The sequence below is a fragment of the Pseudomonas sp. CFBP 8772 genome (genome assembly GCF_014841665.1).
Taxonomy (GTDB): Bacteria; Pseudomonadota; Gammaproteobacteria; order Pseudomonadales; family Pseudomonadaceae; genus Aquipseudomonas; species Aquipseudomonas graminis_B.
On record NZ_JACYUI010000001.1, the window covers coordinates 556,579 to 570,896 of the forward strand.

Here is a 14,318-nt window from a genome sequence, read left to right on the forward strand (position 1 = left end):
GCTTTCAGTCGCACAGCGCCTGGCTGCGACGCATCGCTATCGGCCGCACCAGGCTCAGCAATCCTGCCAGGGCCATGGCCGCACCGACCCAGAGCGGCGAGCGCAAACCCAGGCCTGCGTCGATCGTCACACCGCCCGCCCAGCTACCGAACGCCAGTCCGGCGGTGATGACCGAGGTGTGCATGATGTTCACCAGCGCGCCGGGCTCGGCCGCTTTCATGACGCGCGCCACCATCGCAGGATTCAGTGCCACACCGGTCAGTCCGAGGGCAAGGAAGCACATCAGGTTGAGCCACAGATGATCCCCGGCCAGGGCGAAGCCCGATAACGCCAGCACCATGATTGCCAAGCCCCAGCCGACGATCGCCATCATGTAGCGGTCCGCCAGCCGGCCCACCACCCAGTTGCCCAGCACGTTCGCGACGCCGTACAGCGCCAGCAGCGGTGCGACGAATTTCGGCGCGACGCCGACTTCCTGAATCAAAATGGGCGTGCAATAGCTGAAGGCGGCAAAGGTCGCGCCGATGATCAACCCGCTGGTGACGTACGCCGCCCAGAGGGGCGGGTTCTTCATGTCGGCGACTTGTTGGCGCAGTGGCGGTTCGCTGCCGTTGGCGCTCGCCGGCAGGCGCTTGCTCGCCAGCACCGTGCACAGCATCGCCAGCACCACCACCAGCCAGGCGCTCGCACGCCAGCCAAAGTGTTGCTCGACCCATGTAGTCAGCGGCACGCCTACGACCGGGGACAGCATCAGCCCGGCAAGGACCACCGACACCGCCCGACCGCGACGTTCCGGCGTCACGAGGCCTGCGCACACCGTCATGCACAAACCGATGCAGACGGCACTGGAGATGCCCATGACCACGCGAGCAGCAGCGAGCACCAGATAACTTTGCGCGGCCGCTGCGACTGCGCCGGCGACCACATAACAGACGAGCAGCGCGATCAAAGAGCGTTTGTTGCTGACGCCTTTTGACAGCAGCAGGACGGTCACAAGCGGGCCGCCGATCGCCATGCCCAAGGCGTAAAAGGCGATCAGGTTGCCGACCTGGGCGAGACTGACCGAGAACGCGTCGGCCAGTGCCGGCATCATGCCGGCGACCATGAACTCGGCCGTCACCAGCGAGAAAATCGTCAGGCCCAGAAGGTAGACGGTGGAGGGGAGCTTGCTGCGGCTGGACATGGGTTTCCCGAGGGGTAAAGAAGGCCGGCTACCCTAGGGATTGAGACGGGGCAGGTCAACAGGCAATCAAGTCACTGTCCCTGGAAAATTGGGGCTGTTGCATCATCCCGAGGCCCGCGCTTGCATCGCCAGCCATTCGTCCCGCGTCAATTCCCAGAACGTGGAAGCAATTGCTGTATCAGGCAACCCCCTGGCTCCAAACCGAGCCCGTCGTGCATCCGGTTGAGACCGGTACATCGCTCTAGGGCACCTGCCAGTGAGGCTGCGCAGGCTGGTGATGCGGATCTGAACCTCCGTGATCCGATCGAACTCCTGCGAATCAGCCCCGGTCAGAGCATGACGGATGCACCGTCACCCCTTATTCAATCAGCGGCACTCGTTTGCCAAAGGATCTGATCATGATCGGAAAGAAATACCTCCCTCATCTGCTGTTCACCGCGGTATGCGCCGTCAGCAGCTTTTCGTACGCTGCCGAACAGCCAAGCGTGACGATGGATCGGCCGGGAGCAGGGGTCAAGGAAATCAAGGAAGGCGATAACGCCCCTGACCAGTACCAACGTCCGAGCCTCGCCGTTAAAGACTGGCGCGCACGCCACCTGACTGCACCGGACAAGAACCAGCAGTGGGTGGAAATCAAGGACAAATACGCGTTGATTGACATCCCTACCGGGACGATCAAACAGATGGTGCCGAAGGCCAAGGGGCACAAGTAACGCCGTTGGTTGAGACCCCATTTCTCAGTCAACGAATGAAGGCGTGACGTCTGACGCCTTCCCGGCTAAAGCCGGTCCTACAGTGGGCTCACCGCTAGCCTGACTAGATGTGTGTGGTCTGGTAGGACCGGCTTTAGCCGGGAAGAGGCCTGTCGGCGGCCCTTAAGGGCAAATCCCCATCCAGATAAAATTCATCCAGTTGTGGCGGTGATATGCGGGTACCGGACAGCATGGCGTGAACCTGTCCACGGTGGTGAATCTGATGCTGGAATAAGTGCAGCAGCAAGCGATCCACCCGTTCAGGAATAATGCCTGCTGCCCGCACCACGCGCGCTCGACTGCTCAAGACGTCCTCACTCAAGCCTTCGCAATAGGTGACAAGTCGGGCGTCGGCCCCGGATTGGAGCTGGACCAGTTGCTGAATCGACATATTCTCGGGCAGGTTCTGTCGTTGGCCCTTCAGATCAAACGTCAGTGCCGCCAGGTAAAACTGATCGACATCAAGAATGTGCCGCAATGTCAGCTCGATCGAGGGAAAAAACCTGTTCGCGGCGCCAGGTATGCTTCGTCGCTTAAGCCAAGGCATGCCGAGAGCAAGCGCCGGTTCGACCATTGATTATTGTGTGCCTGCGCCAGATAGCTGTTCATCCGAGGGCCCCGTGTAGATGGCTGGAACGACAATCGTATTGAATGTGCGGGCGGTCAGTCACCCACCGTCTCCTTCCCGCGAGTACCGACCCGGCGCGCGCCCGGTGTAGCGGTTGAATGCCACGCTGAACGCGCTCACCGAGCCGTAACCCACGCGCTGTGCAATCCCGGCAATGTCCTCCACGCGCTCACGCAGCAGCTTTTTTGCCAGCGCCATTCTCCACGCCAACAGATACGCCATGGGTGGCATGCCCAATGCGTTCTGAAAACGCTCGAAGAACGTCGAACGCGACAGGGCGGCTTCCCTCGCCAGTTGTTCCACGGTCCACGGGCGGCCCGGATGCCCGTGCATTTGCCGCAATGCCACCGCGAGGCGTTCGTCGCCCAGTCCGCGTAATAATCCGGGTGGCGCCGCTTCGGTGGCGGTGCAACGCAGCGCCTCTATAAACAGCACTTCCAGCAAATGGGCGAGGATCACGTCCCTTGCTGGCCGCTGAGCCCGGGCTTCCCCGGTCACCAAGCCAACCAGCGTCGCCAGTCGGGGCTCGCCGCGCACGTGGATCAGTTGCGGGAGCAGCGAGACCAATAAAGCAGCGTCCGGCGATCCGAAGGTGCAGTGACCTACCAACAACTGAACGTCGACGGGCACATCGGGCGGGCCGACACGAATGTCCCGTGGACGGACCTCGACGGGAACCCGTTCAGCGTCACCCTCCAGAACGGGCTGAAGGCTCATCATCTCGAAATCGTAAGCCGCCGGGATCAGCACAAAGTCGCCTGCCTGCAGGGTCATCGGCAACTGCCCGGCCACCGAAAGCCTCGACTCCCCTTGTAAAATCGCGCAGTAAAAAGGCTGGCCGTGTACGGAGCGCTGCACCCGCCAGGCGCCGGCGCCGTTGACGATTTTGGACAGTGAAGCGCTGGGTTGCAGCAGGGTGACCACTTCAGCGAGCGGATCGAGCATTCCGGACTCCTGCAAAAGAATAGCGGATGGGCGATGATATTCAGTCCGGTTACCACAGCTTATCGTTGCGTCACTGTCAATCACGCGATGGATACACACCATGAAAACCATTCTGATCACCGGCTGCTCTTCGGGCTTCGGCCTGACTACCGCCCAATATTTTATCGACCGAAACTGGAAAGTTATCGCGACCATGCGCACGCCGGATGCAGCGCTTTTCAAAACGTCCGAACATCTGCGCGTGCTCGCGGTGGACGTCACCGACCCAGACAGCATCCAGAACGCGATCGACGTTGCCGGGCCGATTGATGTTCTGGTCAACAACGCCGGCATCGGACTGCTGGGCGCCCTCGAAGGCTGCTCGATGCAGAAGATCCGCAGCATCTTCGACACCAACACCTTCGGCACCATGGCGATGACTCAGGCCGTACTGCCGCAGTTCCGCCAGTGCAGCGCCGGGGTCGTCATCAACGTCACCTCCAGCGTGACGATCAAATCACTGCCATTGCTCAGCATCTACACGGCGAGCAAGGCGGCGGTAAATGCGTTCACCGAATCCCTGGCGCTGGAACTTGAGCCGTTCAACATTCGCGTCAACCTGGTACTGCCGGGGCGCGCACCGGGGACCGACTTCGGCAAAAACGCACAGCCCCGCATGCAGGGCAGCATTCCGGACGCGTATGCCGATCTGGCTCAACGCGTGTTTAGCGAGTGGTCGCAATCGACACTGGTGACCGAGGCCCAGGATGTCGCCGAAGCCATCTGGGGGGCGGCGAACGACCCTGGTTCGCCGATGCGCATCGCGGCGGGCGCGGATGCGGTCGCCTTGATGGGGGAGGCGGACTGACGATCCGCTGTTATCCCGGATCATGCTGCCCATCCGACGAAAGCCCCTTCAAGGGAACTAACAATCAGGAACTCCACCGGTCCAAGCTGTTCCCCGAGCCGGTTGTGACAACCGGCTCACAGGTCGTCAGTTTTCCAGGCAGGAGCAGCGCATGAGCATCACCCCCACTTTTGATATCCGCAATTATGGCGCCAAGGGCGATGCCACTACTGACGATACCGTCGCCATCCAGAAGGCAATTGATGCCGCAAGCGCCGCGGGTGGGGGCAAGGTTTACATTCCTGGCGGCACCTGGCGGGTGTCGGACAGCGACGGTTCGGGTAACGCGCTCGCGCTGAAAAGCAAAGTCACCCTCACCGGTGAGGGTGCCGGTGACAGCGTGCTCCAGTTGGCCGATGGCACCGGTTCGAACACCACGTCTATGCTGGGCGTGGTGGCAGGCAGCACCGTGCGAGACGCCACCGTCAGCAATCTTACGCTGGATGGCAATCAGGCCAACGGCGGTGGGCAGGTCAGTGGCTGGTCCCAGTCGGGGGCCAACAGTACCAACCTGCTGATCGACGGCGTCACCGCGACGAACTTCAGCGGCAGTGGCTTCGACCTGACCGGCGCGTCGGTGCATCTGACAGTGCGCAACAGCACGGCCTCAGACAACGCCTTCGATGGGTTTGCAGTGGGAGGTTCGCTGCCCGCACTGACCTTTCAGGACAACCGCGCGCTGGATAACGGCGCCAACGGCATCAATGTCGGCCTGGGCGGCGTAGCGGTTTCGCTGACCGACAACCAGGTGTCCGGCAACGCTGGCGACGGGATTTACGTCCATGAAGAAAGTGGCGTCGACACCGGCTTTTTCAGCGTCATCGGTGGCGACGCTTCCGGCAACGGCGGCGATGGCGTGCACATGCGCGGCATCGAATACGGCGGCGTGTATCGCCTCGACATCCACGGCAACGGCGGCTCGGGTGTCAATCTGCAAGGCACGACCCACATCGAGGTGTCCAACAACGTCATCCACACCAATGCGCAAGGCAATGACGTGCCGGAAGTGGCCATCCGCAACCTGGGCAGCGATAACGGCACGCAGAATTTCGTCTACGACAACCTGATCACCGGCGGCGCCGGATCGACCTGGGGCGTGGCCGAGGTGCCGTCGGACGTGGCAAGCGTCGAAGGCAGCGTGATCTTCGGCAACGTCATCAACGGCACTCAAGCCGGCGACATCAGCGCGGCGGGCAACGCAAGCCAGGTCTACAACAACAGCGATGTGCTGATCGTGCGCGGCAGTGCGGGCGCCGACACGCTGATCGGCAGCCGCTCGGACGAACTCATCAGTGGCGGGGCAGGGCGCGATCGCATCGATGGCGGCGCCGGTGATGATGTCATTCAGGGCGGTGCAGGCGCGGACCGCCTCAGCGGCGGAACGGGCAGCGACGTGTTTCGCTTTACCTCGGTCAGCGACAGCTACCGCACGGCCACCACGTCCTTCACCGATCGCATCACCGATTTCAACGACACCAGCGACCGTCTCGACCTGACCCTGCTGGGATTGTCCGGCCTGGGCAATGGTCACGACGGCACGCTGAAAGCGACCTATAACGCTGGCACCAACATCACCTACCTCGCCAGCCTGGACGCCGATGCCGCCGGCAACCGTTTTCAACTGGCACTGGACGGCAACCACCTGAGCTCCCTGAGCGCGGCGAACTTCTTTTCGTCGATCACCGGCACGGCCAGTGACGACAAGCTGCTGGGGACCGCTGCCGACGACGTGCTGCTCGGCGGTGCAGGGCGCGATACGTTGTCCGGTGACGGCGGCGCGGATCGTCTGATCGGCGGCAGCGGCGGCGACACGCTGACCGGTGGCGCAGGCGCAGATACCTTCGTCTACACCCGCGTCAGCGACAGCCTGCGCAACGATGCCAGCGGCAGCTACGCGCAACGCGACCTGATCACTAATTTCAACAGCAACGGCCATGATCGCCTGGATCTCACCGCCTTGAATTACAAAGGCCTGGGCAACGGCTACGACGGCACGCTGAAAGTGGTGCTGAACCTCGCCGGCGATCAAACGGCATTGAAGTCGCTGGAGCCGGACGCCGACGGCAACCGCTTCGAAATCCTGCTCAGCGGCAATCACCTCTATGACCTGACCGCCAGCAACGTGCTGTTCGCCAACCCCGATGACACGCGCACCGATTCGTCCCAGCCGCTGACCTCGGTGAACGCCACCGGCACGGCCGGCGCCGATACGCTGTATGGCGACTGGGGCAACGACACCTTGTCTGGCCTGGCGGGCGACGACGTGCTGGCCGGCAGCGTCGGCGATGATGTACTGGTTGGCGGTGCCGGCAGCGACAAGCTCACCGGCGGATCGGGCGAGGACACCTTCCGCTTTGATCACATCAGCGACAGCTACGTCGGGGCGGCGGACCTGATCACTGATTTCACCACTGGCCACGACACGCTGGATGTTTCGGCGCTTGGCTTTACCGGCCTGGGCGACGGGCGTAACGACACTCTGCAGGTCAGTTACAACGCCAACAGCGACCGCACCTACGTTCGCAGCAACGAAGCGGACAGCGCTGGCCAGAAATTCCAGGTCACCCTGGCGGGGGATTACAGCCACAGTCTGAAGGCCGAGGACTTTGCCTTCAGCGCCGCCGTTAATGCGGCTGAGATCAAGGTGGTGGGCGTGGCGGCGCCGATGGACCATGTGGTGCTGTCCGACGCCTGATCGCCTTCAATGCATGCGGTCTCTCAGGCTGCACGCGATCTCATTGCAGGACCGGCTTTAGCCGGGAAGAGGTCAGTCCGCACACCCTCACATTTGCGGTGTGACACCTGACGCCTTCCCGGCCAAAGCCGGTCCTACAGTGGGTTGAGCCAGTCCGACTTCCGCCTGGCAGTCAGTCCTGCCTCACCCAATGACTCCAATCTGTCACATCCTCGCCCCTGAAATGCCACATTGACACCTTAATGTCCTCGCCAATGAGATCGATCTCAAGCGAGTGATCATGAGTGACCTGAAAGACGTCGCACGGGTGGCCGGGGTTTCCAGAGCGACCGCCGCCCGCTGTTTCGCCTCCCCCGAAGTGGTACGCCCGACAACCCGTGACCAGGTATTCGCCGCCGCGCGAGAACTGGGTTTTCGGCCCAATCTGCTCGGCCGTCAGTTGCGCCTTCAAACCACCCAGCTCATTGGCGTCGTCGTGCCGAGCCTGCTCAACCCGGTGTTCGCCGAACAGTTTCAAGCCATGGAGCGCGCCGCGCGGTTGCGGGGCTACAACCTGCTGCTGGCGACCACCGACTACAGCGCCGAGCGGGAAAGCGCGGTGGTTGAAGAGCTGCTGCGCCAACGGGTCGACGGCCTGGTCTTGACGGTCACCGACGCCCACAGCAACCGCGTGCTGCAAAGCCTCAGCACCGAAGACACGCCCTTTGTTCTCGCCTATCACCAGCCCGGCAGCACCGAATACAGCGCCGTCTCGGTGGACAACCGTGCCGGCATGGCCCTGGCCACGCGCTATCTGCTGGAGGCCGGTCATCGACGCATCGGCATGGTCGCGGGGCCGACGCTGCAGTCCGACCGGGCGCGGCAGCGCTACGCCGGCTACTGCGACGCAATGGCTGAACACGGCCTGGCCGCCATGCCCATCATCGAAATGCCCAGCCACACCCAGGCCGACTTCAGCGCGCTCGCGCCATTGTTGCTCGGCCCTGACGCGCCGACTGCGCTGGTCTGCTCCAACGATTTGCTGGCGATCAGCCTGATCGCCGAACTGCGCCGCCACGGATGGGCGGTCCCTCAGCAGCTGTCGATCATCGGGTTCGACGGCATCGACATCGGCACTCAGATGCACCCGACCCTGTGCAGCGTGGTCCAGCCCATCGCCGCGCTGGCGACCACCGTCATCGATCAATTGCTGGCGCAGATTGCCGGCGCCGCCCCGACTTCCCATTGCCTGCCGTGCCACATCCGGCCTGGCGAAAGTACTCAACCCTACAATCAGCCCTACGAGGAGACGCTCCATGATCCGCTTCAGTAAAACCCTGGCGGCACTGCTGCTGTGTGGCGTGGCCAGCCTGGCCCAGGCTGCCGAAACCGCGATTTGCTACAACTGCCCGCCAGAGTGGGCGGATTGGGGCACCCAGCTCAAGGCGATCGCTGACAGCACCGGCGTGCAAGTGCCGCTGGACAACAAGAACTCCGGCCAGTCCCTGGCGCAATTGGTGGCCGAGAAAGCCGCGCCGGTGGCGGACGTCGTGTATTACGGCGTGACCTTCGGTTTGCAGGCGCAGAAGGCTGGCGTCGTCGGCACCTACAAACCTAAAGGCTGGGAGCAGATTCCCGCAGGCCTGAAGGACCCGGAAGGCCACTGGTTCGCGATCCACTCCGGCACCCTCGGCATCATGGTCAACGTCGATGCACTGGGCGGCTTACCGGTCCCGCAGAGCTGGGCTGATCTGCTCAAACCCGAATACAAAGGCATGGTCGGTTACCTGGATCCGTCCAGCGCGTTCGTTGGCTACGTGTCGGCCGTGGCGATCAATCAGGCCATGGGCGGCACCCTGGACAACTTCGCGCCGGCCATCGACTATTTCCAGAAACTGGCGAAGAACGCGCCGATCGTGCCCAAGCAAACCGCCTACGCCCGAGTGCTTTCAGGCGAGCTGCCGATCCTGGTGGACTACGATTTCAACGCCTACCGCGCCCGCTACAAGGACAAGGCCAATGTCGCCTTCGTCATCCCCAAGGAAGGCAGCATCAGCGTGCCCTACGTGATGAGCTTGGTCGCCAATGCCCCCCATCAGGCCAACGCCGAGAAGGTGCTGGATTTCGTGCTCTCGGAGCAGGGCCAGGCGCTGTGGGCCAAGGCCTATCTGCGCCCGGTTCGCGCCATGAAAATGCCAGCCGACGTGGCCGCGCAATTCCTGCCTGACAGCGATTACGCCCGCGCCGGTGTGGTGGATTACCAGCACATGGCCGACGTGCAGGAAGCCTTTTCGGCGCGTTACCTGAGCGAGGTCAAGTAAGTGAGCAGCACGGTGTCGAAGGCGCAGAACGTGGCTGCGGGTGGGTTGTTGAAACGGCGTCTGCGCCCGACGGCCGCTTGGGCCCTCGCACCCGCCGCGGCGGTACTGGCGGCGTTCTGGCTGCTGCCATTGGCGCACCTGATAGTGCTCGGCGGACAGCAACGGGACGGCGCCGGCAGCGGTTACTGGCAAGTGCTCAGCAGCCCGCAGTATCTGGGCAGCCTGGCGCAAACCTGTGTGCTGGCTGCTGTGGTAACCCTCGCCGCGCTGCTGGTCGGCGGCATCACCGGCGTGTTTCTCGCCCGTCAGCGTTTTTTCGGTCGCACCACACTGGTGGCGCTGCTGACCTTTCCGCTGGCGTTTCCTGGCGTGGTGGTGGGCTTTCTGGTGATTCTGCTGGCAGGGCGGCAGGGGCTGTTCGCCATGCTCGGCCTGAAGCTGGCGGGTGAGCGCTGGGTGTTCGCCTATTCCCTGGCGGGGCTGTTCCTCGGCTACCTGTATTTCTCGATTCCCCGAGTGATCCTCACGATTATGGCCGCCTGCGAAAGCCTCGACCGCAGCCTGGAAGAGGCCGCCCACTCCCTCGGCGCCGGGCACTGGCGCGTGGTGTGTGACGTGATCATTCCAGGGCTCGCGCCAGCGCTGGTGTCCTGCGGTGCGATCTGCTTTGCCACGTCCATGGGCGCCTTCGGTACCGCCTTCACCCTCGGCACCCAGCTGAACGTCACCCCGGTGGCGATCTACAACGTGTTCACCAACTACGCCAACTTCACTGTCGCGGCGGCGCTGTCGGTGGTGCTCGGCGCGCTGACCTGGGCGGTGTTGCTGCTCGCGCGGCGCATGGTCAAGCAATCGAGGACGGTCCTGTGAAGCGCTCTTCGCTGTTCATCGCGCAGCTGCTGTTCACGCTGCTGGTCTGCGCCTTCATGTTGGTACCGGTGCTGATGTCCTTGGTGGCCGGGCTCACCCGCAATTACTTTCAGGGCGTGTCCAGCGGACTGACCTTCGACTGGATCGCGCAAGTCTGGCAGGCCTATTCGCCGACGGTGTGGCTGTCCCTGCAACTGGCGGTGGCGTGTGCGGTGTGCGTCTGCGTGATCGGCGTCCCGGCGGCCTATGCGCTGGTGCGGATGAACAACCGCTTCAGTCGCGCCTTCGAGGAATTGATGGTCTTGCCGGTGGCGATGCCCGGCCTGGCCAGCGCCCTGGCCCTGCTGCTGACCTACGGCCAGTTCGGCAGTTTTCGCAGCAGTTGGCTGTTCATCCTCGTCGGCCATGTGCTGTTCACGTTGCCGTTTCTGGTGCGGCCAGTGATGGCGGTGATGCAGCGTCAGCACCTGCCGACGCTGGAGGAGGCCGCCGCCAGTCTCGGTGCCGGGCCGTTGCGACGGTTTTTCAGCGTGGTGGTGCCCAACTGCCGGGCGGGGATTCTCGCCGGCGTGCTGATGGTGGTGACGCTGTCCCTGGGCGAATTCAACCTGACGTGGATGCTGCACACGCCCATGACCAAAACCCTGCCGGTCGGTCTTGCGGACAGTTACGCCTCGGCGCGGCTGGAAGTCGCCAGCGCCTACACCCTCATATTTCTGCTGATGATCGTGCCGCTGCTGGTGGCGTTGCAGGCCATCAGCGCGCGCCTTTCCCGTGGAGAGCAAAGATGACTGGAACCACGCTGCGCCTGATCGGCTGCCGCAAGGCTTTCGCCGACGGCACTGTTGCCGTTCACGACCTCAACCTGACCATCGAGGCGGGGGAGACCCTGGCGATCCTCGGCCCGTCCGGTTGCGGTAAAACCACCACCCTGCGGATGATTGCCGGGCTGGAGCGGCCGGACGTAGGCCAGGTGTTGTTCGGTGATCAGGACGTCACCCGTCTGCCCATCGAGCGTCGCGACGTCGGCATGGTCTTTCAAAATTACGCGCTGTTCCCCAACCTCACCGTGGAAGGCAACATCGCTTATGGCCTGAAGGTGCGCGGCATGTCTGTTGCCGAGCGCAACAAACGCTGCGCCGAACTGCTGGAACTGGTCGGCCTGCAAGAGCACGCCAAACGCGGCATTCATGAGCTGTCCGGCGGACAGCGTCAGCGGGTGGCGTTGGCCCGCGCGCTGGCGCCACGGCCGAAAGTCCTGCTGCTCGACGAACCCCTCGCGGCACTGGACGCGCAACTGCGTGAACGCCTGCGGAGCGAACTCGATCAGCTGTTGCGCAGCCTCGGCATCACCTCAGTGTTCGTCACCCACGATCAGGGCGAAGCCATGGCCTTGGGCGACCGGATTCTGGTCATGCAGCAAGGGCGCATCGCCCAGCTCGGCACGCCGCGTGAAATCTATCAGCAGCCTGCCAATCCTTTCGTGGCCGGTTTTGTCGGCAACCTCAATGCCTTTTCGGTGGCAGGCCGTACCGTCAACGGCCTGAAAGTCAGCGGCGGCGAGCTGCCCTGGGCTGAGGCGAGTGAGCCATCCACGGTGTATTGCCGGCCTGAGCATCTGCGGGTGGTGACGCGCGAAGGGCACCTGCACGGGCGTTTGCTGGGACAGTTTTTTCAGGGCGCGCAAAGCCGCTTGCTGATTGAGGTCGGCGCCGCGCAACCGCTGCTGGTCGACAGCGCCGACAGCGTTATTCATGCGCCGGGCGATCTCATTGCCCTGGCCATCGAGCCGCAGGCGCTGTTCGCCCTGCACCCGTGATCCTTGTTTAAGTGAGTTGAATGTGAACGCCCCGTTTCTCATCGCGCAGATCAGCGATCTGCACCTTAAAGCCGGCAACAAGCTGACCTATGGCGTGGTCGACACCCTCGGCGCCTTGCGTCGCGCGGTCGATCATCTGAACGCCAGCACGCCGCGGCCGGACATCGTGGTGATCAGTGGCGACCTGGTGGACTTCGGTCGGCCGGATGAATACGCCGTCCTGCACCCCGAGCTGGCGCGCCTGAGCATGCCGTATTACCTGGTGCCCGGTAATCACGACGTCCGCGAGCACCTGCTGGCCGAATTTGCCGATCACGTTTACCTGCCGCTCTGTCCCCAGTCGCCCCTGGATTGGGTCGTCGAGGAGCACCCGGTGCGTCTGATCGGACTGGACTCGACGATCCCCGGTGCCCACGGCGGCCAAGTGCTGGACAGCCAGATGGCCTGGCTGGATGACGTGCTCGGCCGGCGCCCGGAGGTGCCGACCCTGGTGATCATGCACCACCCGCCGTTTGTCACCGGCATCGGCCACATGGAGCGCGAGGCGTTCATTAACGGGGCGGCGCTTGAGCAGGTCATCACACGGCACCCGCAAGTCGAACGGGTGCTGTGCGGTCATTTGCATCGGCCGATGCAACGGCGCTTCGGCGGCAGCATCAGTTGCACCTGCCCGGGCACCTCGCACCAGATCGTGCTCGACCTGCGCGACGACGCCCCGGCGCATTTCAACCTCGAGCCGGCGGGCTATCTGCTGCATCGCTGGGAAGCGCAGCAGGGCCTGGTCACCCACAACGGCGTGTTCGGTGATTACCCGGGGCCGTACCCGTTTTACGACGCTCAGGGGTTGATCGATTAGGCACGCCCCATCTCGGTGGACTGTCCTTACGCTTTGGCCTGGCGGCGCCCGAATGTTCTGCGGGCGCTGATGGTTGGCGTACGACTGAAGTGGGTTACCTATAATCAGTCTATAGTCGTTCTATAATCGCCTATAAACGTAGATTTCACCCATATCTATAATTGGTCTATAGTCACTCTATAATTGCCTATAGAGCTGTGCAGAGATCTACAAATGCCTGAAATCCTCTACCACCGTCCCGAGCTGGCCACCCGGCTCTCCAAGCTGATCATGCAGGTGTCGGTGGGCAGTTCCGCCAGCTCCGGCGTCTTCCTGGCAGCGCCACGGCGTACCGGCAAATCCACCTTCGCACGTGAAGACCTGCGGCCTGCGCTGGAAAAAGCGGGGGCGATTGTGTTGTATGCCGACCTCTGGCAAGACCTCACCAAAGACCCAGGTCTGGTCATCGTGGAAGCGATCCGCGAAGCGGTAGGTCGCAGCGACGGTTTCATCACACGGCTGGCCAAGGCGTCCGGCGTGGAGAAGGTCGTTGCCGGCGGCTTGAACTTCAGCGTGGATAAAATCGGGCTTGGCAGGGACATCGACCTCACCACGGCGCTGGTGGCGCTCTCCGACGAATCAAAGAAGCTCATCGTGCTGATGATCGATGAAGCGCAACACGCGATCACTACCGAGGCGGGTGTGGCGGCGCTGTTCGCACTCAAGGCGGCGAGGGACGAACTCAACAGCTCCCGGCACCATGGCCTCCGTATCGTTTGCACCGGCTCGAACAGGGACAAGCTGGCCATGCTGCGCAACAGCAAGGATCAGGCGTTCTTCGGCGCGTCGATGGTGCCTTTCCCGACGCTCGATCAGAACTACATCGACTGGCTGTGCGCCAATATCGACCTGCCATCTCCGCTCGATCCGGCAGAAGTGTTCCAGCTGTTCAAAGAAAGTGGCTATCGGCCCGAATTGCTTGGCGCAGCAGCCGATGCTATTCGCTTCGACTTTTTCATCGACCCTGAAAATGTACCTGAGCGTTTTGCCGAGCTGGTCCGGGCGCAGGCGGATGAGCTGAACGCGAACCTCAAGAAGGTGATCCACAGCCTGACCCCGATCCAGTCGGCCGTCATTCGCGTCATGGGCAGCATGGGCGATAACTTCGCCCCGTTCGAGGCGCCCACCATGGCGTTGTACGCCACAGCGATGAAGCAGTCAGGCGTTGCCGAAAGTGCCATCAAGGTTGAGGTGCCGGGGGTGCAACAAGCGCTCATTGCCTTGCAGGAAAAGAACCTGGTCTGGAAGGCGTCCCGGGGCGTTTACGCGGTGGATGAGCACGTGATCGTTGATCTGCTCCGTGCCGACGGGCTGCTGGACGGCTTGTAGCGTCGCGGCAGCCCGC

The 14,318-nt window shown here is 62.9% G+C and carries 13 protein-coding genes; 10 read left to right on the forward strand and 3 right to left on the reverse strand.

Going from position 1 to position 14,318, the window contains the following annotated elements:
- Positions 1–4: 4 nt before the first annotated feature.
- Positions 5–1,183, reverse strand: a complete 1,179-nt coding sequence (locus IFT99_RS02435; RefSeq protein WP_192130298.1) for an MFS transporter — start codon at positions 1,181–1,183, stop codon at positions 5–7.
- A 398-nt stretch (positions 1,184–1,581) separates the two neighbouring features.
- Between IFT99_RS02435 and IFT99_RS02440 the strand changes: the two genes are divergently transcribed.
- Positions 1,582–1,896: an RcnB family protein gene (locus IFT99_RS02440; RefSeq protein ID WP_192130299.1), complete on the forward strand. Its 315-nt coding sequence runs from the start codon at positions 1,582–1,584 to the stop codon at positions 1,894–1,896.
- Between the two features lie 133 nt (positions 1,897–2,029).
- Here IFT99_RS02440 and IFT99_RS02445 read toward each other — a convergent pair whose 3' ends face one another.
- Both IFT99_RS02445 and IFT99_RS02450 read right to left on the reverse strand, forming a co-directional pair.
- On the reverse strand, positions 2,030–2,509 hold the full coding sequence (locus IFT99_RS02445) for a DinB family protein (RefSeq protein WP_244656864.1): 480 nt from the start codon (positions 2,507–2,509) through the stop codon (positions 2,030–2,032).
- Positions 2,510–2,602: 93 nt separating this feature from the next.
- Positions 2,603–3,508, reverse strand: a complete 906-nt coding sequence (locus tag IFT99_RS02450) for an AraC family transcriptional regulator (protein ID WP_065988830.1) — start codon at positions 3,506–3,508, stop codon at positions 2,603–2,605.
- Between the two features lie 100 nt (positions 3,509–3,608).
- Here IFT99_RS02450 and IFT99_RS02455 point away from each other — a divergent pair, with 100 nt between their 5' ends.
- The 9 genes from IFT99_RS02455 (at position 3,609) to IFT99_RS02495 (ending at position 14,302) form a co-directional block, all read left to right on the forward strand.
- The gene (locus tag IFT99_RS02455; RefSeq protein WP_065988831.1) at positions 3,609–4,355 is read left to right on the forward strand and encodes an SDR family oxidoreductase; all 747 of its coding nucleotides are present in this window, start codon (positions 3,609–3,611) and stop codon (positions 4,353–4,355) included.
- Positions 4,356–4,506: 151 nt separating this feature from the next.
- On the forward strand, positions 4,507–7,089 hold the full coding sequence (locus tag IFT99_RS26435) for a M10 family metallopeptidase C-terminal domain-containing protein (RefSeq protein WP_192130300.1): 2,583 nt from the start codon (positions 4,507–4,509) through the stop codon (positions 7,087–7,089).
- Positions 7,090–7,369: 280 nt separating this feature from the next.
- Positions 7,370–8,401, forward strand: a complete 1,032-nt coding sequence (locus tag IFT99_RS02465; protein WP_192130301.1) for a LacI family DNA-binding transcriptional regulator — start codon at positions 7,370–7,372, stop codon at positions 8,399–8,401.
- Positions 8,385–9,389, forward strand: a complete 1,005-nt coding sequence (locus IFT99_RS02470; RefSeq protein WP_192130302.1) for an ABC transporter substrate-binding protein — start codon at positions 8,385–8,387, stop codon at positions 9,387–9,389. The genes IFT99_RS02465 and IFT99_RS02470 overlap by 17 nt, the downstream gene beginning before the upstream one ends.
- Before the next feature lie 48 nt (positions 9,390–9,437).
- The gene (locus tag IFT99_RS02475) at positions 9,438–10,259 is read left to right on the forward strand and encodes an ABC transporter permease (protein WP_197985849.1); all 822 of its coding nucleotides are present in this window, start codon (positions 9,438–9,440) and stop codon (positions 10,257–10,259) included.
- On the forward strand, positions 10,256–11,050 hold the full coding sequence (locus IFT99_RS02480) for an ABC transporter permease (RefSeq protein ID WP_065988836.1): 795 nt from the start codon (positions 10,256–10,258) through the stop codon (positions 11,048–11,050). The genes IFT99_RS02475 and IFT99_RS02480 overlap by 4 nt, the downstream gene beginning before the upstream one ends.
- A complete protein-coding gene (locus IFT99_RS02485; protein WP_192130304.1) occupies positions 11,047–12,078 on the forward strand; it encodes an ABC transporter ATP-binding protein in 1,032 nt (343 codons plus the stop codon). Before IFT99_RS02480 ends, IFT99_RS02485 begins: the two co-directional genes overlap by 4 nt.
- 22 nt (positions 12,079–12,100) lie before the next feature.
- On the forward strand, positions 12,101–12,934 hold the full coding sequence (locus IFT99_RS02490) for a phosphodiesterase (RefSeq protein ID WP_192130305.1): 834 nt from the start codon (positions 12,101–12,103) through the stop codon (positions 12,932–12,934).
- Positions 12,935–13,147: 213 nt separating this feature from the next.
- On the forward strand, positions 13,148–14,302 hold the full coding sequence (locus IFT99_RS02495; protein ID WP_192130306.1) for an ATP-binding protein: 1,155 nt from the start codon (positions 13,148–13,150) through the stop codon (positions 14,300–14,302).
- Positions 14,303–14,318: the final 16 nt, after the last annotated feature.